This window comes from Sphingobacterium sp. SGR-19, assembly GCF_011043555.1.
Lineage (GTDB): Bacteria > Bacteroidota > Bacteroidia > Sphingobacteriales > Sphingobacteriaceae > Sphingobacterium.
On sequence record NZ_JAAKGS010000007.1, the window covers coordinates 1 to 24,203 of the forward strand.

The window sequence follows — 24,203 nt, forward strand, 5'->3', positions numbered from 1 at the left end:
TCCAACTCAGCTAAATCTATCCTTTATAATAAGATTTTTACAAGTGAATCCGGCAAAATAGCGGTATCTTGGCGTTATGTGTTTCCTGTTTATGATGTTTCAAGATAGTTATGAGTAAGAGATTTGCAACGGTTTTAATTATTATTTTGCTAATAATAGCGGGATTGGTGACCTATCGGGTTATGATTAATAAGGAAAAAGCTGCTGAGAATGCGGAGGGAAGACAACGAACAGAATCGAAAGTATACGGTATGGTTGTTTCTGGCCAACCTTTTTCCGATTTTTTGTCGCTCTCTGGCACTATTGAACCCAATGAAGTTATTAATCTGCGTTCGGAGATTTCAGGAATCGTGGAAGTCTTAAATTTTTCTGAGGGAGGCCATGTATCTAATGGACAGGTTCTAATCAAAATAAATGATGCAGAATTAAGAGCGCAGTTAGCACAAGCTAAAACACGGAATAGTCTAGCAGCAGAAAATGAGCGTAGGGCCAAGCTGTTGTTGGAAAAAGAGGCTATTAGTCAAGAAGAATATGATATCGCAAGTGCAGATCATAGAACAGCTGAGTCACAGATACAGCTTATAGAGGCGCAATTAATCAAAACAGCCATTCGTGCTCCATTTTCGGGAACGGTAGGTCTCCGGAATATTTCTAAAGGAAGTTATATTACACCTATCACTGATATTGCTCAACTTGTGGATATAAGCAAAGTGAAATTAGAATTTTCAATTCCAGAAAAATATGCATCCAAAGTTAAAATAGGTACCTCGGTACGATTTACAGTGCAAGGGACAAGCGATGAATTTACAGCAAAGGTATATGCTATTGAGCCTTTAGTAGAAACGGCAACTCGGACACTGCGTGTTCGCGCCTTAGCAAACAATAGAGATAGTGGGCTTATTCCGGGTACATTTGCTAATGTCATTTTTCCATTGGAAACTGTAGAAAAAGGGCTGTTGGTACCGGCCGAGGCACTAATTCCAATTCAGAATGGAAAAAAATTATTCGTTAAGAGAGAAGGTATAGCTAAGGAGATATTGGTTGAAACCGGCGCCCGCACAGATGCTGACGTTTTGATTGTTAAAGGTATAAACGAAGGGGATACCGTTTTGACTTCTGGTGTGATGTCATTGCGAGACGGCAGCCCTGTGACTGTGACGTTGCGTTAATAGAGATTGTAATGAGTTTATCTACATTAAGTATTAAGCGCCCCGTTCTCGCTATTGTCATGAACTTACTGTTAATCCTTTTTGGGATTATCGGATATACTTTTTTGGGGGTGAGGGAATATCCTTCTATCGATCCCGCTCAAATTTCCGTTCGGACAAACTACGCAGGAGCAAATGCCGACATTATAGAGTCCCAAATTACGGAACCACTTGAGAAATCGATTAATTCGATTGATGGTATTCGCAACATTTCATCATCTAGTAGTCAAGGCGCTAGCAACATTACGATCGAATTTAATTTGGATAAGGATCTAGAGGCGGCGGCGAACGACGTGCGGGATAAGGTATCACAAGCAATGCGAAGCCTGCCGCAAGATATTGATGCGCCGCCTGTTGTTTCTAAAGCTGACGCTGATTCAGAACCTATTATTACCATGACTGTCCAGAGTACAACAAGAAATGTGTTGGAGCTATCGGATTATGCCGATAACATTATCGCTCAACGGTTACAGACTATCCCGGGGGTGAGTTCGGTACGGATATGGGGACAACGTAAATACGCTATGCGACTGTGGATAGATCCGGTGCGTTTGGCTTCTTACGGACTGACGGTACTCGATGTTCGAGCCGCTTTGAATAATCAAAACGTGGAGTTACCTTCAGGCGTGTTGACAGGTACAAATACGGAACTTGCGGTTAAGACATTGGGAAATTTGGCCACGGAAGAGGAGTTTAACAAGATTATTATTCGAGCAGATGAAAATCGGGTGGTACGAATGGCAGATGTGGGCAATGCGGCTCTGGAGGCTGAAAATTTTGAAACCAAGATGTCAGACTCGGGATACCCAATGGTTGCTCTGGCGATTGTTCCTCAGCCAGGGACCAATTACGTGGAGATTGCAGAACATTTTTACGAAGAATATGATAAATTAGAAGAAGATCTCCCTCCGGGTTTTGACTTGAATATTGCGATGGATAATACCCAGTTTGTTCGTAAAGCAATATTTGAAGTAGTAGAGACATTGATCATTGCTATCGTTCTGGTGGTTTTGATTATCTATATATTCTTTCGGAACTGGTCTATTGCTTTCCGTCCTTTGGTCGACATTCCTGTTTCCTTGATTGCTACTTTTTTTATTATGTATCTGTGTGGCTTTTCGATTAATGTGTTGACATTGCTGGCTATCGTGTTGGCGACGGGTCTAGTCGTGGATGATGGTATCGTCGTCACCGAAAATATTTTTAAGAAAGTGGAAGAAGGAATGTCGCCTATTGAAGCCGCGATAAAAGGCTCAAATGAGATATTCTTTGCCGTTATCTCTATTTCCATTACGTTAGCGGCAGTGTTTCTGCCAGTCATTTTTTTGGAGGGATTTGTTGGACGTTTATTTAGGGAATTTGGTGTTGTTATTGGCGCGGCTGTATTAATTTCAGCTTTCGTGTCTTTGTCATTGACACCTATGCTCAATGCATATTTGATGAAGGGTGGTGAACAGCGTAAATCAAAATTCTATAACAAAACAGAGCGTTATTTTCAGATCATGAACAAGGAATATGAAAGTTCCCTACAAGGATTTTTAAAATTCAAATGGCTCGGCATTGTTATTATTGCAGTATGTTTTGGTCTTATTTATTTCTTCTATTCTGTGCTGCCAAAAGAGACGGCGCCGTATGATGATAGAAGTTACATTAGATTGAGCGCCACCGCACCAGAAGGAGTTTCTTACGATTATATGGATCGTTTTATGACAGAACTTACCGCGCTCATGAATGATTCAGTTCCCGAGAAAAAAGTAAGTCTTGTGGTTACCTCTCCAGGGTTTGGTACTGCGTCTGCCAACAGTGGTTTTGTCAGATTGGGATTGGTGCAACCTGAAGCGCGTACACGGACACAGCAAGAAATAGCGACAGATCTTTCTCGAATGACGCGACAGTATTCTGAAGCTAGGGTGGCTGTTTCACAGCAACCTACCATATCGGTCAACAGACGGGGTGGGCTACCTATTCAATATATTATTCAAGCACCTAATTTCGAGCGTTTAGAGGAAAAGATTCCAGAGTTTATGGAGGAGCTGTCAAGAGACCGGACATTTTCTATTGTGGACGTGAATTTGAAATTTAATAAGCCAGAGGTGTACGTAACGATTGACCGTGATCGGGCCCAATCGATGGGCGTATCCGTGTTGGACGTAGCTCAGACACTTCAAATGTCCTTGTCTGGACAGCGTTTTGGATATTTTATGATGAATGGCAAGCAATACCAGGTAATGGGGCAATTTGATAGAAAGGATAGAGCAACACCAATGGATCTGGCTGCTATTTATGTAAAAAATAAGGATGGTCTCCTTGTTCAATTGGACAATATAGTAGAAATTGAGGAGCAAAGTAGTCCACCCCAACTCTACCATAATAATCGGTATATGTCGGCTACCGTATCGGCAGGATTGGCTCCTGGATATAGCATGGGAGATGGCATAGCAGCTATGAACGCCATAAAAGATCGTATATTGGATGCGACTTTTACAACAGATTTAGGTGGAGAAGCGCGAGATTTTGTGGAGAGTAGCTCGAATACGATGTTTGCGTTTGGTTTAGCCGTTCTTCTTATTTTCCTCATTCTTGCAGCGCAATTTGAGAGTTTTATAGATCCTATTATCATTCTGCTTACGGTACCTATGGCAGTTGGAGGAGCGTTACTTTCGTTGTGGTTATTTGCCCAAAGTTGGAATATTTTTAGTCAGATTGGAACGATCATGTTAATTGGTTTGGTGACAAAAAACGGAATATTGATTGTGGAATTTGCCAATCAGCTTCGAGATCAAGGTTATGAAAAATACCAAGCTGTAGTTAAGGCATCCGAAGCACGTTTGCGCCCCATATTGATGACATCATTGGCTATTGCCTTAGGCGCCCTCCCTATCGCACTTTCTTTGGGAGCAGCTTCTACCAGTCGTATAGGTATGGGAGTCGTTATTGTCGGAGGGACCATGTTCTCGTTAATATTGACACTATATGTTATTCCTGCTTTTTATTTAATGATGTCAAGATCCAGGAAAAAACGACCAGAGTTTGATAATATTGAAGAATAAGCTTATGAGGGGAATATTGATTTCGTTGTATTTAGGACTAGGCATCTTTACTATAGCAGTGGGGCAGGAATTGTTGACCGTTAAACGTGCGGTGGAGATTGCGTTGGAAAATAACTATGATATACAATTGTCAAAAAATGTATTGCTTGCGGCAAAAGAAAATAAAACGTACGGAAATGCGGGAATGCTTCCATACGCAACAGCAGACCTAGCACAGAACAACAGTATACAAAATGCAACACAACTTCAGAATAGCGGCGTTGAGCGTTCTCTAGACAACGCGAGAAACAATAACTTAACCTATGGCGTAAATATTGGATGGACTATTTTTGATGGCTTAGGTATGTTTGCGCGCTATGAAAAACTACAGGAATTAGAAAAACAAGGCGACTTAGAATTGAAGAGAACCATTCTTGCTACCGTTGGTGATGTCATCACATTATATTATACTATTGTGGAACAGCAAAATTTACTATCGGCGTTAGATTCCAGTATTCTTATTTCCAGAGAGCGGCTTCGTACAGCGGAAAATAGATTTTCTATCGGAAAAGCGGCAAAATTGGAGGTTTTAAATGTCCAAGTTAATTTAAACGAAGATCTTTCTGCCCGTCTTCGTCAAGTCGAGACCGTTAAAAATTTGAAAACGATGTTGAATGGTATTCTGGCTAGAGACTTGGATATAGATTTCATAATCGATACCGAGGTTGGAATCGACGAGAGCCTGATATATGGCAATTTGCTTGAAAGAGCGGATCGGTTTAATCCCGATTTGCAAATCATTATCCTGAACAAAAAACTTGCAGAATTGGATTTGAAGGATATAAAGTCAGCTCGCTATCCGACGGTGCGTTTAAATGGAGGATACAACTTTTCTCGAACGGAATCTAGTTTAGGATTTGTTGCACGTTCTAACTCCAGAGGACTGACGTATGGACTTACGGCCTCTGTCAACATTTTCGATGGCTTGAACCAACGCCGTAACGAACGTATCGCTAAAATCCAGATTGATAATGCTGCTTTACAGATTGAACAACAACGGCTGGCTGTGCAGACAGGTCTGAAAACGGCTTATGAGACCTATTTAACCAATATCGAATTAGTTAAAATGGAAGAAAAGAATGAAGATATCGCCCGTCAAAATCTCGATATTACGTTAGCTAAATATACAATTGGTTCCATTAGTGCGGTTGAGTTTAGAGATGCACAAGAAAATTTTATCAATGCTATTTCTCGCTTTAATGCAGCTCAACTACAAGCCAAATTATCGGAAATACAACTAAAAGAGCTTGTTGGACAGATCGACTTTTAGAAGGGAAAAAATGTATCAATCCTGTTAATTATAAATTGAGCAAACGTTTGCTTTGCGTTTTCACTTTTTTTTAGTTGAGAATACTATTATACTTGTGTTAGAAAAGGTCTTGAAAAGATTTTTTTTGATAACCATTTGTATACTGTCTCACAATATAAAGGTTATGCAAAGTAGACTGTTAGTTTGTTTTAAAATAGGTGATTTTAGAGGGGGCACAATGTTGTCCCCTTTAATGTAAAAGAGAAATTTATTAATTTATGGATACCAACCGAAGAGATTTTTTGAAGAAGGCAACACTTTTGTCTAGCGCGACGATTACATTGCCTGCTATAAATAATGCTGCATTTGCCGCTGCCCCGAGTTTCAATATGTGGGGATTCGCCGCACCTAAGATAGACACCGTACGTATTGCGGTAATCGGGTTAGGGATGCGCGGTCCTGGGGCTGTCGATCGTCTGTCTTATATCGACGGAACAGAAATTGTGGCATTGTGTGATCGTCATGCAGACAGAGTCGCGAAAGCACAGAAAATATTGACTAGCAAAGGCTTGAAGGAAGCTAAATCTTATTCTGGCGAGGAAGGTTGGGTTCAGTTATTGAAAGAAGAAGAAGTCGACTTGGTTTATATCTGTACTCCTTGGGAGTTTCACGCGCCGATGTGTATTGCCGCAATGAAAGCTGGAGCGCATGCCGCATGTGAAGTGCCCATAGGTTTATCTGTGAAAGAGTGTTGGGACGTCGTTAAAGTGTCGGAACAGACGAAGAAGCACTGTATGATGCTGGAGAACTGTTGTTACGATTTTTTCGAAATGTTGACGTTAAACATGGCTCGTCAAGGGATGTTCGGAGAGCTGGTACATGCAGAAGGAGCCTATATCCACGATCTATTAGACTTAAACTTTAGCAAAAAAGGCTATGATAAAATGTGGCGTTTGCGGGAGAATATCAAGATGAATGGTAATCTTTATCCAACGCATGGAATCGGTCCGATTGCACAATGTATGAATATCAATAGTGGAGACCGAATGACCCACTTAGTTGCCATGCAGACTGCCGACTTCCAAATGGGGGATAGAGCTCGTGAATTGGCAGCAGAAGATTCCTTTTTTCAAGAGTTTGTAGGTAAGAAGTACCGGGGGAATATGGATACAACTTTAATAAAAACAGAAAAGGGGAAGACGTTAATGGTGCAACACGACGTTACTTCACCAAGACCTTATTCTCGTCTTCACTTGTTAAGCGGCACTAAAGGTTTTGCACAGAAATATCCAAAAGAAGGAATTGCTTTTGGACACAGCTTTGTAAAGGAGGACGAGCTAAAAAGTCTTAAAGAAAAATATACCCCTGAATTGGTGAAATTTATTGGTGAACAAGCAAAACAAGTCGGAGGACATGGCGGTATGGACTTTATAATGGATTGGCGCTTGATTGATTGCTTACGTAATGGATTGCCAATTGAACAACCTGTGTATGAAGGAGCGTCTTGGAGTGCCATCGTGCCATTGAGTTGTGAGTCAGTTGCTAAAAATAGTAAGACTGTAAATATCCCTGATTTCACGAAAGGAGCTTGGAAAACTAATCAACCACATGATCTGAGCTTGAAGGGTGGCGGAAATACTGGAATCCGTCCGAAAGTAACCCAAAATAAGAATAATCAGTTGCATGTAGAGTAGCTATTTACATTTAAGATGATATGTATGAGATGCCCAATAATTAATGGGCATCTTTTATTTTTAAGCTGATTATCTATATATTAGGGGCTATGTTTTCAAAGTTTTTTTTATCGGCTATTCTTATTCACTGTATGATGTCTTGTCAATCCGGGACGAACACAACGCAAAGTGAGACAGCGGAAGATTCGGTAGCGCTATGCCATATGGGGGCAATTCCATCGCGTTTTGTACAAAAGACCGATTCCTTATCCTATACACAGGGTAAGGATGATATTCGGATGGTATTGATCGAAGGGGGCATATTTCAGATGGGATCTTCCAATTTTCCAGATGCACAGCCGATACATGAGATCGAAGTTTCTTCTTTTTATATGGATGAACATGAAGTTACCAATGCTCAATTTAAGGCTTTTATAGATGCTACGGGGTACATAACGGTCGCCGAACGGCCATTGGATCCAAATGAGTTTCCTGGTGTGGACCCAAATATGCTTGTTCCTGGATCCGCAGTTTTTGCTGCACCAAGGGAAGTGAAGGGATTAGATAATTATATGCAATGGTGGCAATATATACCTGGAGCTAGTTGGAAACATCCAGAGGGACCTAATAGCTCGATCGAGGGAAAGGAAAACCATCCCGTTACGCAGTTGGCCTACCAAGATGCAGAAGCTTATGCCAAATGGGCAGGGAAACGCCTTCCTACCGAAGCAGAATGGGAATATGCGGCTAAAGGCGGAAAACATAAGAACGAGACTTATTACTGGGGTAGCGAAAAGAAGGAAGATGGAAAATGGTTGGCTAATATATATCAAGGAGACTTTCCATCCAGTAACACCAAAGAAGATGGTTTTGAAACGACAGCGCCGGTAAAATCTTTTCCACCAAACGCATACGGCCTCTATGATATGGAAGGCAATGTTTGGGAATGGTGTTCCGATTTTTATCGACCAGATTATTATGTGCATAGCGTCAAAGTAAATCCTAAGGGACCTATGGATTCACACGATCCACAAGAGCCGGGCTTAGTAAAGCGCGTGCAGCGTGGTGGCTCGTTCTTATGTAATGATCAATATTGCGAACGATATAAAGCAGGTAGTCGGGGGAAAGGTGAAATAAACAGTCCGACGAATAATGTGGGTTTCCGCTGTGTGAAGGACATATAAAAAATAAACCCGCTTTAAAAGCGGGTTTATTTTTTTACTGTGCATTCAAGAACATCGACTTTTTATTGTACAGTTCTCTAAAATAAGGATCTTGTAAATCTTTGATAAATCGGATAGCTTCACCTGTAGATTTCATTTCAGGGCCTAATTGTTTATCAACTTCCGGGAATTTGCTGAAAGAGAATACAGGCTCCTTGATGGCATAACCTTTCAGTTTCCGTTCGATTTGAAAGTCTTTCAATTTATTAACACCTAACATAACCTTTGTAGCGATGTTAATATAAGGTACATCATAAGCTTTAGCAATAAAAGGAACGGTGCGGGACGCACGTGGATTTGCTTCTATCACATATACATCTTCTCCCTTTACTGCAAACTGAATATTCAACAAACCTCGTACATTTAAAGCTTTCGCCAAGCGAATGGAATATTCTTCCATTTTTTGCTGTACATTATCGGATAAACTAAATGGAGGGAGCACGGCTGAAGAGTCACCCGAGTGAATACCAGCCGGTTCAATATGTTCCATCATACCGATAATGTGGACGTCTTCACCGTCACAGATGGAATCAGACTCTGCCTCTTCGGCGCGGTCAAGGAAATGGTCGATCAAGATTTGATTGCCGGGTAAGTTTTTCAATAGATTAACTACAGCTTTTTCCAAATCCTCATCATTGATGACAATGCTCATTCCTTGGCCTCCCAATACATAAGAAGGGCGGACCAGTACGGGATATCCTACTTCACTTGCTACTTTTAATGCTTCCTCCGCGGACGTGGCAACACCATATTTTGGATAAGGAATGTTCAACTCTTTCAAAAGATCTGAAAAGCGACCGCGGTCTTCTGCCAAATCCATGTCGGTAAATGAAGTGCCAATAATTTTTATGCCCAATGCTTGCAAGCGCTCAGCCATCTTTAACGCCGTTTGACCGCCTAATTGTACAATAACGCCTTCTGGTTTTTCCAACTCGATAATTTCACGGACATGTTCCCAAAATACCGGTTCGAAGTATAGTTTATCCGCCATGTTAAAGTCTGTGGACACCGTTTCCGGATTACAGTTTACCATGATGGATTCATATCCTGCCTCTTTAGCGGCAATTAGCCCGTGGACACAAGAATAATCAAATTCGATTCCTTGGCCGATACGGTTCGGTCCAGAGCCCAATACAATGATTTTCTTCTTGTCGGAAACCACTGATTCATTTTCGTCCTCAAAAGTAGAATAATAGTAAGGTGTATGTGCCGGGAATTCTGCAGCACAAGTATCTACCATTTTATAAACCCGATTGATTCCTAACTCTTTCCGGCGAGCATACACATCGTCTTCACTTACATTACCCAGCAACCAGGAAATTTGCAAGTCAGAATAACCTTTTTGTTTCAACGTTAGAAAGAAATCACGAGGTATATTGTTCAGTTGGTATCTGCGTAACTCCGTTTCCAGTTGTACCAATTCTTGAATTTGTACTAAAAACCACTTGTCAATGCGTGTTACTTTACGAATGGACTCTAAAGGAACACCAAGCTCAAAAGCATCTTTGATATGGAAGACACGGTCGGCACTTGGATGTTCCAAACTGTCCATGATTTCTTCCAGGTTGCGTAGTTGACGTCCGTCAGCGCCTAATCCACCACGATTCGTTTCAAGAGATTGACAAGCTTTTTGTAGAGCCTCTATAAACGTTCGGCCGATAGCCATAACCTCGCCTACTGCTTTCATCTGGAGGCCTAATTCCTTGTTTGCTCCCTTGAATTTATCAAAATTAAAACGTGGGATTTTAACGATAACGTAATCTAATGTAGGCTCAAAGTACGCTGATGTTGTTTTCGTAATTTGGTTCTGAAGTTCATCCAAATTATATCCTATGGCAAGTTTGGCTGCAATTTTTGCGATCGGATAACCAGTCGCTTTTGATGCCAATGCAGAAGAGCGTGATACACGAGGGTTGATTTCGATAGCAATGATATCCTCATTTTCAGGATTTACCGAAAATTGCACATTACATCCACCCGCAAAATTTCCAATAGAACGCATCATACGGATGGCTTGATTACGCATATCTTGGTAACATTTGTCACTCAACGTCATCCCTGGTGCTACGGTGATAGAATCACCTGTATGGATACCCATGGGATCAAAGTTTTCAATAGTACAGATGATGATAACATTGTCATTGCTATCTCGTAACAACTCCAATTCAAACTCTTTCCAGCCTAATACAGCCTGTTCTACCAATACTTCGTGCGTAGGAGATGCGTGTAAACCTCTGTTTAAAGCAGCGTCAAACTCTTCTTTTCTGTGAACAAATCCTCCACCTGTACCCGCTAATGTATAAGACGGGCGAATAACAAGTGGAAAGCCTATTTCTTGTGCCGCTTCTTTACCTTCCAAAAAAGAGTTGGCAATTTTAGATCTCGCAACACCTATACCGATATCTACCATCAACTGCCGAAACTCCTCGCGGTTTTCCGTTTTTTCGATAGCAGCTACGTCTACTCCAATAACTTTAACATCGTATTTATCCCAGAGACCAATATTAGAGGCTTCTATACATAAGTTCAACGCTGTCTGTCCACCCATTGTAGGTAGCACAGCATCGATCTGTTGCTCTTGGAGAATCTTTTCTATGCTCTCACATGTAAGAGGCAATAAGTAAATATGGTCTGCAATAACCTTATCGGTCATAATCGTTGCAGGATTCGAATTAATAATAGAGACTTCGATACCTTCTTCCTTTAAAGAAAGAGCAGCTTGCGATCCTGAATAGTCAAATTCACAGGCTTGGCCGATAACGATAGGTCCTGAACCAATAATTAAAACGGAGTTAATGGAGGTGTTTCTAGGCATTATTTCTCTTGTTCAAAAAATTAATTATCAATTTGTTGTGTTGACAAAAGCGACGAAAATGCCTTTACGAGGAGAGTATTCCGACTGCTTTGTCGGAGTGCAAAGTTACATTATTTTTAACAAAAAAATAAGCTTTTTTAAAAAACTAATTTTTCTCGGACATAGTTGTTATAACTGTTTTTCTCAAGAATAGCTTTCTCGCTTGTTACAATTATAACTGTAGTTTTATTTAGGGATATTAATGGAACGGTTTTTGATATTGAGAATCGATAACAGGAATTAGTATTTAATAAATTAAAACGATTATGAAGAAAATTACTTTAGCTTTTGTTGCGGTATTATTTGCTGCAGGTGTCTTTGCGCAAGATTACAAAAACTCAATCGGTATCCGTTTGGGAAGTGGACATTACGACGTCGTGGGGGTTGCATTCAAAACATTTATTTCAGAACCTGCCGCCTTAGAGTTTGATTTGGGATTTAACCCCGATTCATATGGAGCAAATGATCTAACTTCTGTTTCTCTTTCAGGAGCATATCAACATCACTTTCAAATTCCTAACATACAAGGATTCAAATGGTTTATCGGTGGTGGAGCCGTTTTGGCAAATACATTCTCTGATTGGGATGAATATGACGGGTTTAGTGCGGGGATCTATCCTACGGGAGGAGTCGATTACAAATTAAAAAATGCTCCTTTTGCTTTTTCGGCGGATGTTCGTCCGACAATCCATGTTGTTAAGGGCTCTTACTATTCCAATGGACTGTATTTTAACGGCGGTTTAACTGCTCGTTATACATTCTAAAAAAACGAAACTCAACTAACAGTGAAAGAGACCCAAATAGGGTCTCTTTTTTCTTGTTTGGAAAAAAACACATTAATAGTTGTTGTTACATTATATCTGACCGCAATCGTTTGTGTTATATTACGCAATCGTTTTCGTTTCATTTGCTGTATTATTCTCTTTCGTTTAGTTTAAATTGCAATCGTTGTATTGTCGTTGTTTGACAGTACATACTGAACATAAACAAAAACATTGAAAAGTATTTTATGGTAAAGAGATTTACAAATCCCTCTTTTTTCGGTAAAAGCTTACGGTTGGTGTCGGTTGTTGCACTGGGTACACTTGCTTCGGCAAGTTCGATATTTGCTAACGAATCGAATGCCTATTCCGCTGCTTTTTATCAACAAGTGGTAACCGGTACGGTCATTGCAACAAATGGTCCTGTTGCAGGTGTCACGGTATCTGTATCGGGTAATCCGTCAATATCGACGCAAACGGATCAGGACGGAAGTTTCTCCGTCGGAGCTAAAAATGGTGATATTTTGGTATTTTCTGCAATAGGATATGACCCTCATACTGTCGTTGTCGAAGGGAATACGTTGCAGGTGGTATTAGAAGAAAGTGATCAGGCTTTGGAAGAAGTCGTGGTAACAGGATATTCCACCCAGAAACGAGAAAGCCTTACGGGATCGTTGCAGGTAGTGACGGGTGACGAGTTGCGAGATATTACGACCCCTTCAGTGGAAAATATGTTGAGTGCAAAAGCTCCAGGTGTACAGGTAACACCAGGTTCCGCACAACCGGGGCAACGAGGTGCTGTAACCATTCGTGGCCAAGCAACATTAAGTGGAGCTACGGAGCCACTATGGGTTATAGATGGGGTGATTGTCGGGTCGGAGCCAGGAGATATAAATCCGGACGATATTGAATCGATGACCGTATTGAAAGATGCTGCTTCTACAGCTATCTATGGTTCACAGGGTGCAAATGGTGTTATTGTCATAACAACAAAAAATCCAAAAGTCGGAAAAACAACTGTAAACTATTCCACCCGGATGGGATTCAATAAACTGAATAACGGTAACGTGAGGATGATGAACGGAGCGGAATTATATGATTATTACAGCTCTTTTGAGAATGCAGGCGACATATCTTTTCCCCGTTGGAATAGCGAGTTACGCAATAGTAATTTTGATTGGTGGGATTTGGCAACAAAAACCGGTTTTACCCAAAATCATAATCTAACGGTGCAGGGCGGAACGGAAACATTACAGTCGTTTCTATCTTTAGGATATTACGATGAACAAGGTTCTGTGAAAGGATATGACTTTGACCGCTATAATGTGCGTTTCAGACAAGTATACAAACCGCTGGAATGGTTGACCATTAAGCCTTCTATCGTTGGTGCACGCCGTGGTGTAGAAAATCGTCAATATTCGGTACCAGCGATGTATAGCAGGTTTCCATGGGATAGCCCTTTTGACGAGAACGGCAATTTGGTGCCACATCGTTACAGTGGGTGGGTCAATAACTCGGAAACCAATTATTTGTATGACCTGCAATGGAATCACTCGGCGAATACAAACTATGAGTTTATGGGGAACTTTGATTTTGATATCAAACTAGCCGATTGGCTGACGTTTTCTTCTGTTAATAATTATCGTTACAATACATATGCCAATGCGGGGTATGAAGATCCTCGATCCAACGCAGGTATCGGTGTCGTAGGACGTCTGACTGATTACCGGTTTGAATACGCACGGCGGTATACAAATCAAATCCTTCGTGCTAATAAAACCTGGAACAAACATACTATAAGTGGTTTGTTAGCCTATGAATTTAATGATTATAGCTCCAAAACATTAGATGTTTATGGAATCGGCATTATTCCCGGTTTTGAAGTGATGGATGCTGTTACTTCACCGGAACGTACACGTGGTGCCCGCAACGAATGGGCTGTTCAATCGTTTTTATCGGATGTGCATTATTCTTATGATAACAAATACATGGCTCAGCTTTCTTTCCGTAGGGATGGAGCGTCGAATTTTGGTGATAATGCGAAATATGGAAATTTCTTCTCCGTCAGTGGAGCCTGGAATATGCATTATGAAGATTGGTTTAAAGCGGATTGGGTGAATGCTTTAAAAATCCGAGCAGCTTATGGTTCGGTAGGTAACCGTCCTACGGCTTTATATCCACAATATGATCTTTATTCCGTGGAACAGGGTTCCGGATATAATGGCAGGCCCGGGGCATTGATTAGCCAAAAAGGAAATCGGGACCTGACTTGGGAAAAAACCTATACAGCCGGCGCCGGTGTAGATGCAACGTTTTTAAATAGCCGTTTGCGGACAACCTTAGATTTTTATGTGAAAGATACGGACAATGTGCTATATCAAGTGCCGGTCACAGGTACCGTAGGTATTACTAGTATGTGGCGGAATATCGGAGCCATGCGTAATACGGGGTTTGAGGTCACTATCGGCGGAGACATTATTCAGAATGATGATTGGAACTGGAGTGTAGATTTAAATGTCGGGCATAATAAGAACCGACTGACGCAGCTTTTTGAAACCAGAGGTGCCGATGGAACTTTTGCCGTCAGACCAGTTTTTATTGGTGATGGGTCAAATATAGCCGGATCTGCTCAGCGTGTATTGGAACCCGGTCGTCCAGTAGATACCTACTATATGCGCGAGTGGGCAGGCGTAAATCCGGAGAACGGTGCTCCTATGTGGTATAAAATAGAAACAGATAGTGAGGGTAATGAAATGCGTACCACAACTTCTAATTATGCTGAAGCAAAACCGATGGCTTTAGGAAAAGCAGCACCGGATCTTTATGGAGGACTTTCAACCGCATTGAAATATAGACAGTTTGATTTAGGAGCAGTTTTTGGCTATTCAATAGGCGGTAAAATATATAATTATTCTCGTCAGGAATATGATTCGGATGGTGCTTATAACGATCGTAACCAAATGAAATTGATGCCCGGCTGGAGCCGTTGGGAAAAACCGGGAGACAATGCCACGCACCCCATTGCAAAATATGGTAACCAGGATAATGGGAATAAAGTTTCTTCCCGTTATTTAGAAGATAGTGACTTCTTGCGCCTGCGCTCCTTAACTTTAGGGTATAACTTTAAATTGGAACAATATAACATCCGCAATCTACGGTTATTCTTTACCGGAGAAAACTTATTCACCGTTACCAATTATTCTGGTGTAGATCCGGAAATTCCATTGACCCCTGTGGATGGAAGACGTGAAGGAGGTGATTTAACGAATTCTGCCGGTGCATCCGTTTATCCGGCTGTCCGTCGGTTTATGTTTGGACTCAATGTTTCATTTTAAAAAAATTGATAATTAACATGAAGAAAAAGATATTTATAGCCTTATTGGTGACTGCTGGCTTTGCGTCTTGTGATATTGATCGCGCACCCTACGGGTCGATGGATGCCGATGACATTATGAATGACCCGGATACGTATATGGAATCGATGATTAATGGATCATACGCACAATTGAAAGCTTGGTCTGATCCTATGCATCGTGCTGGTGAATATGCGGGAGATAACATAGCTATCCGCGGTACGTCAACCGATGCATTTTTTGAATTTATAAGCTACAATCGTACACCAAATAATGGCCGTCTGAATCAGTTTTGGAATGCGGGCTATAAGGCTATTGCGCAAACGTCCAATGTGATTGATATGTTTGCTGAAGGACAAAGTGAAGAAATTGATAACCGTTTGGGTGAATGCTATTATATACGGGGATTGATGTATTTCTATTTTGTCAGAGCCTATGGACGCCCATATTACGACAACCCCGAAACAAATTTGGGGATGCCTATTGTGAATGGTACACCTGAAGATATTCCTGGTTTGGAATTAGATGACCGTGTGAGTGTCGTGGAAACGTACAAGCATATTATCGCTGACTTGGAGAAAGCAGCAGCATTGTTGACGATCGATAATGGACCGGTTTATGCCTCCAAAGGAGCTGTTTACGCCTTGTTATCCCGTGTGTATTTATATATGAGCGGCACCTATGAAGCGCCTAATACGCAATATGCACAGTTGGCCGTAGATTATGCGGACAAAGTAATTAATTCAGGAGATTATTCGTTGTTGCCAAGGGAGCGGTTTATGCAATACAATACCTATACACCGGAGAATAATCCCGAAACTATTTTTGCCGTAAAACGGATAGCATCAGAATTTTCTGGCGATGATCATTTCTATGGTGTCGGCGGTATGTATGCCAATATCGGTGGTCAGGGCTGGGGGGAGATGTATGCCAGTGCGAAGTATATCGACCTGCTGAATGAAACCGGACGAAATGACTGGCGCGAGGAAAAGTATAATATAGTAGACGCTCGTGCCGCCTTCATTGAACCGACTTATTCGAAAAATGCCAATACGGGGGAATATAAGGAGGTTTTTCGCTTCATTAAAAAAGGGAGTACCTTACATTATATACAGGCTGAAGTGGTTAGAAATGGAAGTACAATCACATGCAGAGAGAATATAGGAGATGACAAATACGATACATATACCTTAACTCCTGTGAATGCTGAACAGGAGACTTATAGGATTCAACATAAAGATGGCAACACCTACACAGGTGTATTAGATAACTTTATCACGGTAAACAACGGATTACCACAGTTTTTTATTACGAAAGCTTCTCGCGAAGGAGAAGAATCACATTTGCATTCGCCTGTAATCAGCAGATTAGGAGAGGTTTATTTGAACCGAGCAGAAGCTTATGCAAAGCTAGGGAACTATGGTGCTGCTCTAGCTGATTTAAATGAGATACGTACGCGTTCCATCGTGGACGGCGCATACGGTTCCCTAACTGCTTCCAATGCTGGTACCTTAATTGATAAAGAGCGTCAGTTGGAATTGGCTTTCCAGGCTGAGCGTAGTTACGATGTATACCGTAATGGTGGAACCTTAACGCGTCATTATCCAGGGGCACATAATCAGACGCTAGAAGTAACCCCAACAGATTACCGTGTTGTTTATTATATTCCGGAGGATGCTATAAATGCTTATCCAGGTAAATTAACACAAAACCCAACCTCCAATTAATAGTTTTGAATCGTAATATCATGATGTAATATATAAACAGGCTTTACAAAATCGTAAAGCCTGTTTGTATTTAACATTTTTATAATAAAACATGGGAAAAGACTGACAATCCGCTCACCGCTTTTTTAGGAGAATAATATGTAACTTTGTGACATGATTGAACTACCTGTAATTTCAGCGACCGAAACACAACGCAAACCAGATTGGCTGCGTGTGAAGTTACCTGTGGGTAAAGAATACCGTCATGTACGGGGCTTAGTGGATGAGCACAAATTGCACACCATATGTGAGAGTGGAAATTGCCCGAATATGGGAGAATGTTGGGGAGCGGGTACCGCTACCTTTATGATATTGGGTAACATTTGTACACGCTCTTGTTCGTTTTGTGCAGTGGCAACAGGTCGTCCGCTGGCTGTAGATACGGACGAACCGAATCGCGTAGCAACATCAGTTAAGCTGATGCAGGTAAAGCATTGTGTGATTACATCAGTGGATCGTGACGATTTAAAAGACGGAGGTTCTACAATATGGGCAGAAACAGTTAATGCTATTCGGAGGGAAAGTCCCGAAACTACATTGGAGACGTTGATTCCTGATTTTAAGGGACAATGGGATAATCTTGACAGGGTGTTAGCTGTACGGCCTGAAGTCGTTTCCCATAATTTGGAAACCGTACGGAGGTTGACGCGTGAAGTACGTATCCAGGCAAAATATGACCGCTCATTGGAATGCTTGCGCCGTATTTCTGAAGCAGGTCTGCGCACGAAGTCAGGCATTATGTTAGGTTTTGGAGAAACAGAAGAGGATGTTGTTGAAGCGATGCAAGATTTATACAACGTAGGTGTGCACATTCTTACAGTGGGACAATATCTGCAACCGACAAAAGCACACCATCCAGTGGTAGAATGGATTACACCCGCTCAGTTTGAAAAATATAAACAGATAGGCTTGGATATGGGTTTTAGATATGTAGAGTCTGGACCACTAGTGCGTTCATCGTACCACGCTGAAAAACATTTGTTTGATATGCAGTAGATTTAAAGTTTAGTCTCTTAAAAATACGGTTTCTCCGGCGATTACGGTTCGCAACGTTTTTACCTCCCGTAGCTGGTTGTCGGGAATAATCATGATATCTTCGTCCAATATAACGAAATCTGCGTCTTTTCCTCGTTCAATACTACCGCGTTTCTTTTCTTGAAAACAGGAGAAGGCCGCCCATATGGTCATCCCTCGTAGGGCCTGTTCTCTTGTTATAGCATTTTCCATTTGGAAGCCGCCTACTGGAAATCCATTTTTATCGACACGGGCCACCGCCGCATGAAAGCCGTATAGCGGATTGAAATGCTCTACAGGGAAATCACTACCCAACACCAGTTTTCCATATTGTTTTAATAATGTATTATAAGCATAAGCACCTTTGATCCGGTCAGTACCCAAGCGATTTTCAGCCCAATACATATCGGAAGTCGCATGTGTAGGTTGGACAGATGGGATAATATGAAATTGAGCAAATTTTGAAAAATCAGAAGGCGACACTACTTGGGCGTGCTCAATTCTCCATCGCCTTTTTTTTCCGTCTTTTACATATTTACCGTAAGTATCTAATACTAATCTATTGGTAGAATCTCCGATAGCGTGCGTACTGATCTGGAAAGGCGTTCTGGCAATCCTTCTGATAATATCATCTAATTCTTTTGGGTTTTGCAAAAGAAATCCCTGTGAGAGCGGGTCGTCACTATACGGCTCAAGTAAGCATGCGCCACGTGAGCCTAATGCACCATCAGCCATAAGCTTTACGGAGCGGATAGTTAAACGCTCGGATTCATAAATACCCTCCCGGATATAGCGCTCAATATCGCGAGTGCTTCCACCGATCATCGCATAATTTCTTATTTTCAAGGAATCCAGCTGATAGAATTTCTTAAGGTGCTCCAATTCTTCCAGAGAAAGTCCTGCTTCTACGACTGACGTTAATCCCACCGAAAATAAGGAATCTTGTGCTTTGTGCAATCCTGATAATAACTGATGCTCCTCGGGTACGGGGATGTGACGGGAAATCAATTCCATGGCGTTATCGATTAATATACCCGTGAAGTTTCCCAAGCTGTCGACAGCCATCAGACCTCCTGATACAGGACGGGTAGTATCCAGCTGTGCAATATGTAAAGCTTGGCTATTCACCAAAGCAGTATGATAATCGACACGGGAAAGGAAAATGGGCGTTTCGGGAAAATATTTATCTAGACTATCTTTTGTAGGAAAATTTTTGTCCTCCCAGAGATTCTGATCCCATCCGCTTCCGATAATCCACCGTTTATCTGGATTTTCTCGTTGATAGGCGATAAGTTTTTGTATTACCTCTTCGTAAGATTTTGTACCGTTGAGATTAACCTGCTCCAACATATCTGCTAACATTAAAAAATGAGCATGGGCATCATAAAAACCAGGATATATCGCTTTACCTTCCGCATCAATAACTTCTTTGGCCAAATATTTATTTTGAATTTCTTCCGAAGTACCCATATCCACAAATATGCCATCTTTTATTGCAAATGCTTCTTTTTGGGAAAATACGGAGTCTACTGTGTAAACCTTTGCGTTGTAAACGATAAGATCAACTTCTTTATTAGTCGTGCACTGGACCGTAAAAGAAGCTATAGCAATAAGCAATAAGATGGAGTAAAGTGTTTTCATTGAGACAGGTTGTGGCTTCATTTTATTGTACATTACAAAAAAAGCTCTCCGATAAAACACAGAGAGCCTTTCATTCAAAAATCAAAATGTAATGACTAGCAGTATTCGTCGAAAGCCGCAATAAGGTTGTCTGCAATCATTTGTGCAGGTCGTCCTTCAATCATGTGTCTTTCGATTATGTGTACCAACTTACCATCTTTGAACAAGGCCATCGCTGGTGAAGAAGGAGGATACGGAAGCATGTACTCCCGTGCTTTATCCACGGCGTCTTTTTCCATACCGGCAAAAACAGTTACCAATTTATTAGGCTTTTTACCATTTTCTACAGCAAAACGTGCAGCAGGACGTGCATTTGCTGCGGCACATCCACAAACTGAATTGACAACTACAAATACAGTTCCTTCAGAAGGAATCGCGGTGTCTACTTCTTCTACTGTTTTTAATTCTTCAAATCCTGCGTCGACCAACTCTTGGCGCATAGGAGCTACTAAATATTCTGGATACATTTCTCTCTTTAAGTAAAAATTATTTAACAAATAAACTCTCCACCAACCGGTGGATCGGTTAAAACAAAGATAATGCATTATCTCTCTCCAATCAAGAAATTATCCTCAAGATAATGTCAGATTTGAGATAATAACATGCCGATGTTTTTGATTTGACTTGGGTATCAGCTATTTTTGTATTTCCTTAAAAAATAGAATTATATGTCAACAGTTGAAACAACGTACGTTCCTTACAAAGTAAAAGATATTTCTTTGGCGGAGTGGGGTAGAAAAGAGATAGAATTAGCGGAAGCCGAGATGCCAGGTTTGATGAGCCTACGCGAAGAATACGGAACTTCTAAACCATTAAAAGGTGCTCGAATTGCGGGTTGTTTGCACATGACGATACAAACAGCTGTATTGATAGAGACGCTAGTGGAATTAGGTGCGGAAGTGAGCTGGTCGTCGTGTAATATCTTTTCTACGCAAGATCATGCTGCCGCTGCTATTGCTGCTGCAGGCATTCCCGTATATGCATGGAAAGGATTAACGGAAGAAGAGTTTAATTGGTGTATCGAGCAAACGTTATTTTTCGGAGAAGAGCGTAAACCATTAAACATGATCTTAGACGATGGTGGAGATTTGACGAATATGGTATTCGACAAATTTCCAGAGCTAATCGATGAAATCAAAGGGCTATCCGAAGAAACAACTACGGGTGTTCACCGCCTTTATGAGCGATATAAAAAAGGTACATTGCACTTACCGGCAATTAATGTAAACGATTCGGTGACAAAATCTAAGTTTGATAACAAATACGGCTGTCGTGAATCGCTGGTAGATGCTATTCGTCGTGCAACTGACCTGATGTTGGCGGGAAAAGTTGCGGTCGTAGCAGGCTATGGTGATGTTGGGAAAGGATCAGCGGAATCATTGCGTTCGGCAGGTGTGCGTGTTATTGTGACGGAAATTGATCCGATCTGTGCATTGCAAGCTGCAATGGAAGGCTATGAAGTGAAGAAAATGGCGGATGCTGTTAAAGAAGCCAATATTGTCGTGACGACGACTGGTAATAAAGATATTATCCGTGCGGAACACTTTAAAGCAATGAAAGACAAGACAGTTGTGTGTAATATCGGACACTTTGACAATGAAATTGATGTCGCTTGGTTAAATAACAATTACGGCGATACAAAAGTGGAGATAAAACCGCAAGTGGACAAGTATACGGTAGATGGAAAAGACATTATCTTGCTTGCAGAAGGTCGTTTGGTGAATTTGGGATGCGCAACCGGTCATCCGTCGTTTGTGATGTCTAATTCATTCACAAACCAGACTTTAGCCCAGATTGAATTGTGGACGAATAACGGTCAATACGAGAAAAAGGTATATACGCTTCCGAAGCATTTAGATGAAAAAGTAGCACGTTTACACTTAGCACATATCGGAGTGGAGCTGGATACGCTAACAGAAGAACAAGCCGATTATATCGGTGTAACCGTGGAGGGACCTTATAAACCCGAAGCATATCGTTATTAAGAAAGTGAGCGGAATAAAAAACCTGTCGAACATCCGGCAGGTTTTTTTATCTTTAAGGTATGAGAATTTGGAAAATTATGCTTCCTATAATGATGCTGATGTGCTTAGTATCTTGTTCTTTTTTGTATCCGATTATACTCGTCAATCAATTGGATGAACCTATTGTATTGGATGTTACCTTTAAAGATATCGCGGATACTTCAAATTTGCGCTTGACTTATATACCTTCCGCTGATTTAGATAATGAATACAGATTTACTTCGCTCCATGACAGAAGGAGAGATACCTTGCCTTATCAACTGATTGATAGCGATAAGATTCGAGTAGTTATTCCAGCTGATTATACTGTAAATGTCGTTTCGAGAATAAATGGATTCCCCGATTATTTTAAGGAATGTAAAATTACTGCTGATGAAAAGCAGTTAGTATTGGATGGCGAAGCATTACAAGGCATGCTGAAAAGGAAGCGAATTTATGACTTCATCGGACTGAAAAAGTATCTTAAAATAAATGATGCGGTATTTCGTTAGGTGAATCCTTACGTTAGTTATTTTCCAGAAATAAATTAACGGCATCCAAGCCGTTTTTTAACCTTTCGTCATCTATTCCCGAAATAATTTTATACGAAGCATCCAATGCTTCCAATTCTTTTTTCCAGACATGCATAAAATGTTCTCGTTGTTGAGGAAAATCCCGTAACGGATCATCTTCCCACGGAAGGTCAATATCCATAAGTAAATAAAAATCGTACTTCCTGGATTTGATTTCGTCGGTTACTTCTTTGGGTGTGTCCCCAAAAAGATGGTCGCACCAGATTTTTACGGTTAGCATGGTGGTATCGCAAACAAGTACATTATTTTTTGCTAGGTGGATCAATGCATCTTCCAGAGCAACCTGTCCATAGAACATATTCACTTCATCCTGTAACGTGTATTGTCTATTGAGATTCTTGCAATAATAGCGGGCATATTCCGGTACACATATTGTTCCAAGGATCTGTGCGAGATGCTGTGCCATGGTCGATTTTCCAGTGGATTCCGGTCCTACGACAGCGATTTTTTTCAGTGCAATATCAACCAAAGTATAATCGTTTTTACAATTATACTAAAACCTGCCGAAAGAGCACCAATCGATTGTAAAATCGATTATTGTACCATTTTATTGGCACAATTTGTACTAGCGAATGACTCGGGCTTAGCGCGGAATTGAAATCCCATCCCCATAATATATCCCATCGCTTCTTTTAATGCGATATTGGATTCGAAATTAGGATTGGTATTAATGTCTGCGTGCACTTCAAGGTCGATATGGTATTGGTCAAGAAGTGGGCATAATTGGTAGGCGATATCGATGGATTTTTGGACTTCGATAAGCATACGTTCTTTAATGCTTAGCCGGCGGATGATTTTGTCGCGGTTGATGAACATAAAACCACCTCTGTGTTCGCGTAGAAAAACGATGACGGTAGCAAATTCGACTATTCCTCGCTTTACTTGGGAATCGGTGCCTATATATACTTTTAGCTTGTTACCGAGGTAAGTTTCCCTTTTGATGATTTCTTCAACAGCATCGTTGATGGGCGTGTGGATTTTTTCGCCATTGTATTTTTGCCAAACCATAGTTTATGAGATTTATGAATAAATTTAGTGTTATGTTGTTCATTGTTTGTTAATTGCGTTTTATGTTTTTGTTATTAATCTACTATTCTTTATTTCCATAAGCCAGGTCTCCCGCGTCGCCTAACCCAGGAACAATGTAAGACTTGGACGTCATTTCATTGTCTACGTCGCCTACCCAAAGGTGTGCTTCGGGAAGAAATGCGCGCACGTGTTGAAGTCCCTCCTCGGAAGCGATGACGACTGCAATATGAAGTTCTTTAATGTTGTATTCTGCCAGTAGGTCTTTACAGCAAAGTACCAAGCTTTGCCCAGTCGCAAGCATGGGGTCTGCCATGATGAGAATTCTGTCGTCGAGATTAGGTGTATTGACGTATTTTTTATATACTTCCATTTCTCCACTTTTTTTGGTATGTCTGTATGCTGCGAAAAAAGCACTATCAGCGCGATCAAACACGTTTAACATGCCTTGGTGGAAAGGCAGACCGGCTCGTATGATGGTTGCTAATACAGGTTGTTCTTGCAAGACTTGATGAGAGGCTTGTCCTAAAGGTGTCTGGACTGCCACCGGTTCATAATCCAATGTTTTACTTATCTCATAGGCAATAATCTCTCCCAGACGCTCTAGGTTTTGCCGAAAGCGCATACGGTCCTGCTGTATATTGATATCTCGCAATTCCACTAAATAGTGGTTAGCGATACTATTTTCTTTGGTTAGGATTGTTACCATAA

17 protein-coding genes are annotated in these 24,203 nt (G+C 41.1%); 11 read left to right on the plus strand and 6 right to left on the minus strand.

The annotated features are described in order from the left end of the window. Positions 1-110 precede the first annotated feature (110 nt). The 5 genes from G5B43_RS13375 to G5B43_RS13395 all read left to right on the plus strand — a co-directional run bounded on the left by G5B43_RS13375 (position 111) and on the right by G5B43_RS13395 (position 8,403). The gene (locus G5B43_RS13375; protein WP_165295310.1) at positions 111-1,169 is read left to right on the plus strand and encodes an efflux RND transporter periplasmic adaptor subunit; all 1,059 of its coding nucleotides are present in this window, start codon (positions 111-113) and stop codon (positions 1,167-1,169) included. A gap of 11 nt (positions 1,170-1,180) precedes the next feature. Beyond that, positions 1,181-4,258, plus strand: coding sequence for an efflux RND transporter permease subunit (locus G5B43_RS13380; protein WP_165295311.1), 3,078 nt, complete (start codon positions 1,181-1,183; stop codon positions 4,256-4,258). Between the two features lie 4 nt (positions 4,259-4,262). Next, positions 4,263-5,567, plus strand: a complete 1,305-nt coding sequence (locus G5B43_RS13385) for a TolC family protein (protein WP_165295312.1) — start codon at positions 4,263-4,265, stop codon at positions 5,565-5,567. Positions 5,568-5,824: 257 nt separating this feature from the next. After that, the gene (locus tag G5B43_RS13390) at positions 5,825-7,240 is read left to right on the plus strand and encodes a Gfo/Idh/MocA family protein (RefSeq protein ID WP_165295313.1); all 1,416 of its coding nucleotides are present in this window, start codon (positions 5,825-5,827) and stop codon (positions 7,238-7,240) included. A gap of 89 nt (positions 7,241-7,329) precedes the next feature. After that, positions 7,330-8,403, plus strand: a complete 1,074-nt coding sequence (locus G5B43_RS13395) for a formylglycine-generating enzyme family protein (RefSeq protein WP_165295314.1) — start codon at positions 7,330-7,332, stop codon at positions 8,401-8,403. Positions 8,404-8,437: 34 nt separating this feature from the next. Here the strand turns inward: G5B43_RS13395 and carB are convergent, their stop codons facing one another. After that, complete coding sequence (gene carB, locus G5B43_RS13400; protein WP_165295315.1) at positions 8,438-11,257, minus strand: carbamoyl-phosphate synthase large subunit; 2,820 nt, start codon at positions 11,255-11,257, stop codon at positions 8,438-8,440. A 305-nt stretch (positions 11,258-11,562) separates the two neighbouring features. On the opposite strand from carB, the gene G5B43_RS13405 reads away from it, so the two are divergent. The 4 genes from G5B43_RS13405 (at position 11,563) to lipA (ending at position 18,172) form a co-directional block, all read left to right on the plus strand. Then, positions 11,563-12,060, plus strand: a complete 498-nt coding sequence (locus G5B43_RS13405) for a hypothetical protein (protein WP_165295316.1) — start codon at positions 11,563-11,565, stop codon at positions 12,058-12,060. Between the two features lie 245 nt (positions 12,061-12,305). Beyond that, positions 12,306-15,392: a SusC/RagA family TonB-linked outer membrane protein gene (locus G5B43_RS13410; RefSeq protein WP_165295317.1), complete on the plus strand. Its 3,087-nt coding sequence runs from the start codon at positions 12,306-12,308 to the stop codon at positions 15,390-15,392. A 17-nt stretch (positions 15,393-15,409) separates the two neighbouring features. Then, positions 15,410-17,137: a RagB/SusD family nutrient uptake outer membrane protein gene (locus G5B43_RS13415; RefSeq protein ID WP_165295318.1), complete on the plus strand. Its 1,728-nt coding sequence runs from the start codon at positions 15,410-15,412 to the stop codon at positions 17,135-17,137. A gap of 153 nt (positions 17,138-17,290) precedes the next feature. After that, entirely contained in the window at positions 17,291-18,172 is an 882-nt protein-coding gene (gene lipA / locus G5B43_RS13420; protein ID WP_165295319.1) for a lipoyl synthase, read from the plus strand. A 9-nt stretch (positions 18,173-18,181) separates the two neighbouring features. Here lipA and G5B43_RS13425 read toward each other — a convergent pair whose 3' ends face one another. Together G5B43_RS13425 and G5B43_RS13430 are read right to left on the minus strand one after the other, a co-directional pair. After that, positions 18,182-19,831 carry an amidohydrolase gene (locus tag G5B43_RS13425; protein WP_165295320.1) on the minus strand — a complete coding sequence of 550 codons (1,650 nt, stop codon included), beginning with the start codon at positions 19,829-19,831 and terminating at the stop codon, positions 18,182-18,184. A 95-nt stretch (positions 19,832-19,926) separates the two neighbouring features. Then, a complete protein-coding gene (locus G5B43_RS13430; RefSeq protein ID WP_165295321.1) occupies positions 19,927-20,337 on the minus strand; it encodes a BrxA/BrxB family bacilliredoxin in 411 nt (136 codons plus the stop codon). Positions 20,338-20,538: 201 nt separating this feature from the next. Between G5B43_RS13430 and ahcY the strand changes: the two genes are divergently transcribed. Then, positions 20,539-21,855, plus strand: a complete 1,317-nt coding sequence (gene ahcY / locus G5B43_RS13435; RefSeq protein ID WP_165295322.1) for an adenosylhomocysteinase — start codon at positions 20,539-20,541, stop codon at positions 21,853-21,855. 59 nt (positions 21,856-21,914) lie between these two features. Beyond that, positions 21,915-22,385, plus strand: coding sequence for a hypothetical protein (locus G5B43_RS13440; RefSeq protein WP_165295323.1), 471 nt, complete (start codon positions 21,915-21,917; stop codon positions 22,383-22,385). Between the two features lie 13 nt (positions 22,386-22,398). Here the strand turns inward: G5B43_RS13440 and G5B43_RS13445 are convergent, their stop codons facing one another. From G5B43_RS13445 to upp, 3 genes are all read right to left on the minus strand, one after another. Beyond that, positions 22,399-22,935, minus strand: a complete 537-nt coding sequence (locus G5B43_RS13445; protein ID WP_165295324.1) for an AAA family ATPase — start codon at positions 22,933-22,935, stop codon at positions 22,399-22,401. A 65-nt stretch (positions 22,936-23,000) separates the two neighbouring features. Next, complete coding sequence (locus G5B43_RS13450) at positions 23,001-23,474, minus strand: ribonuclease H-like YkuK family protein (protein ID WP_165295325.1); 474 nt, start codon at positions 23,472-23,474, stop codon at positions 23,001-23,003. A gap of 82 nt (positions 23,475-23,556) precedes the next feature. Then, positions 23,557-24,201 carry a uracil phosphoribosyltransferase gene (gene upp / locus G5B43_RS13455; RefSeq protein WP_165295326.1) on the minus strand — a complete coding sequence of 215 codons (645 nt, stop codon included), beginning with the start codon at positions 24,199-24,201 and terminating at the stop codon, positions 23,557-23,559. Positions 24,202-24,203 lie beyond the last annotated feature (2 nt).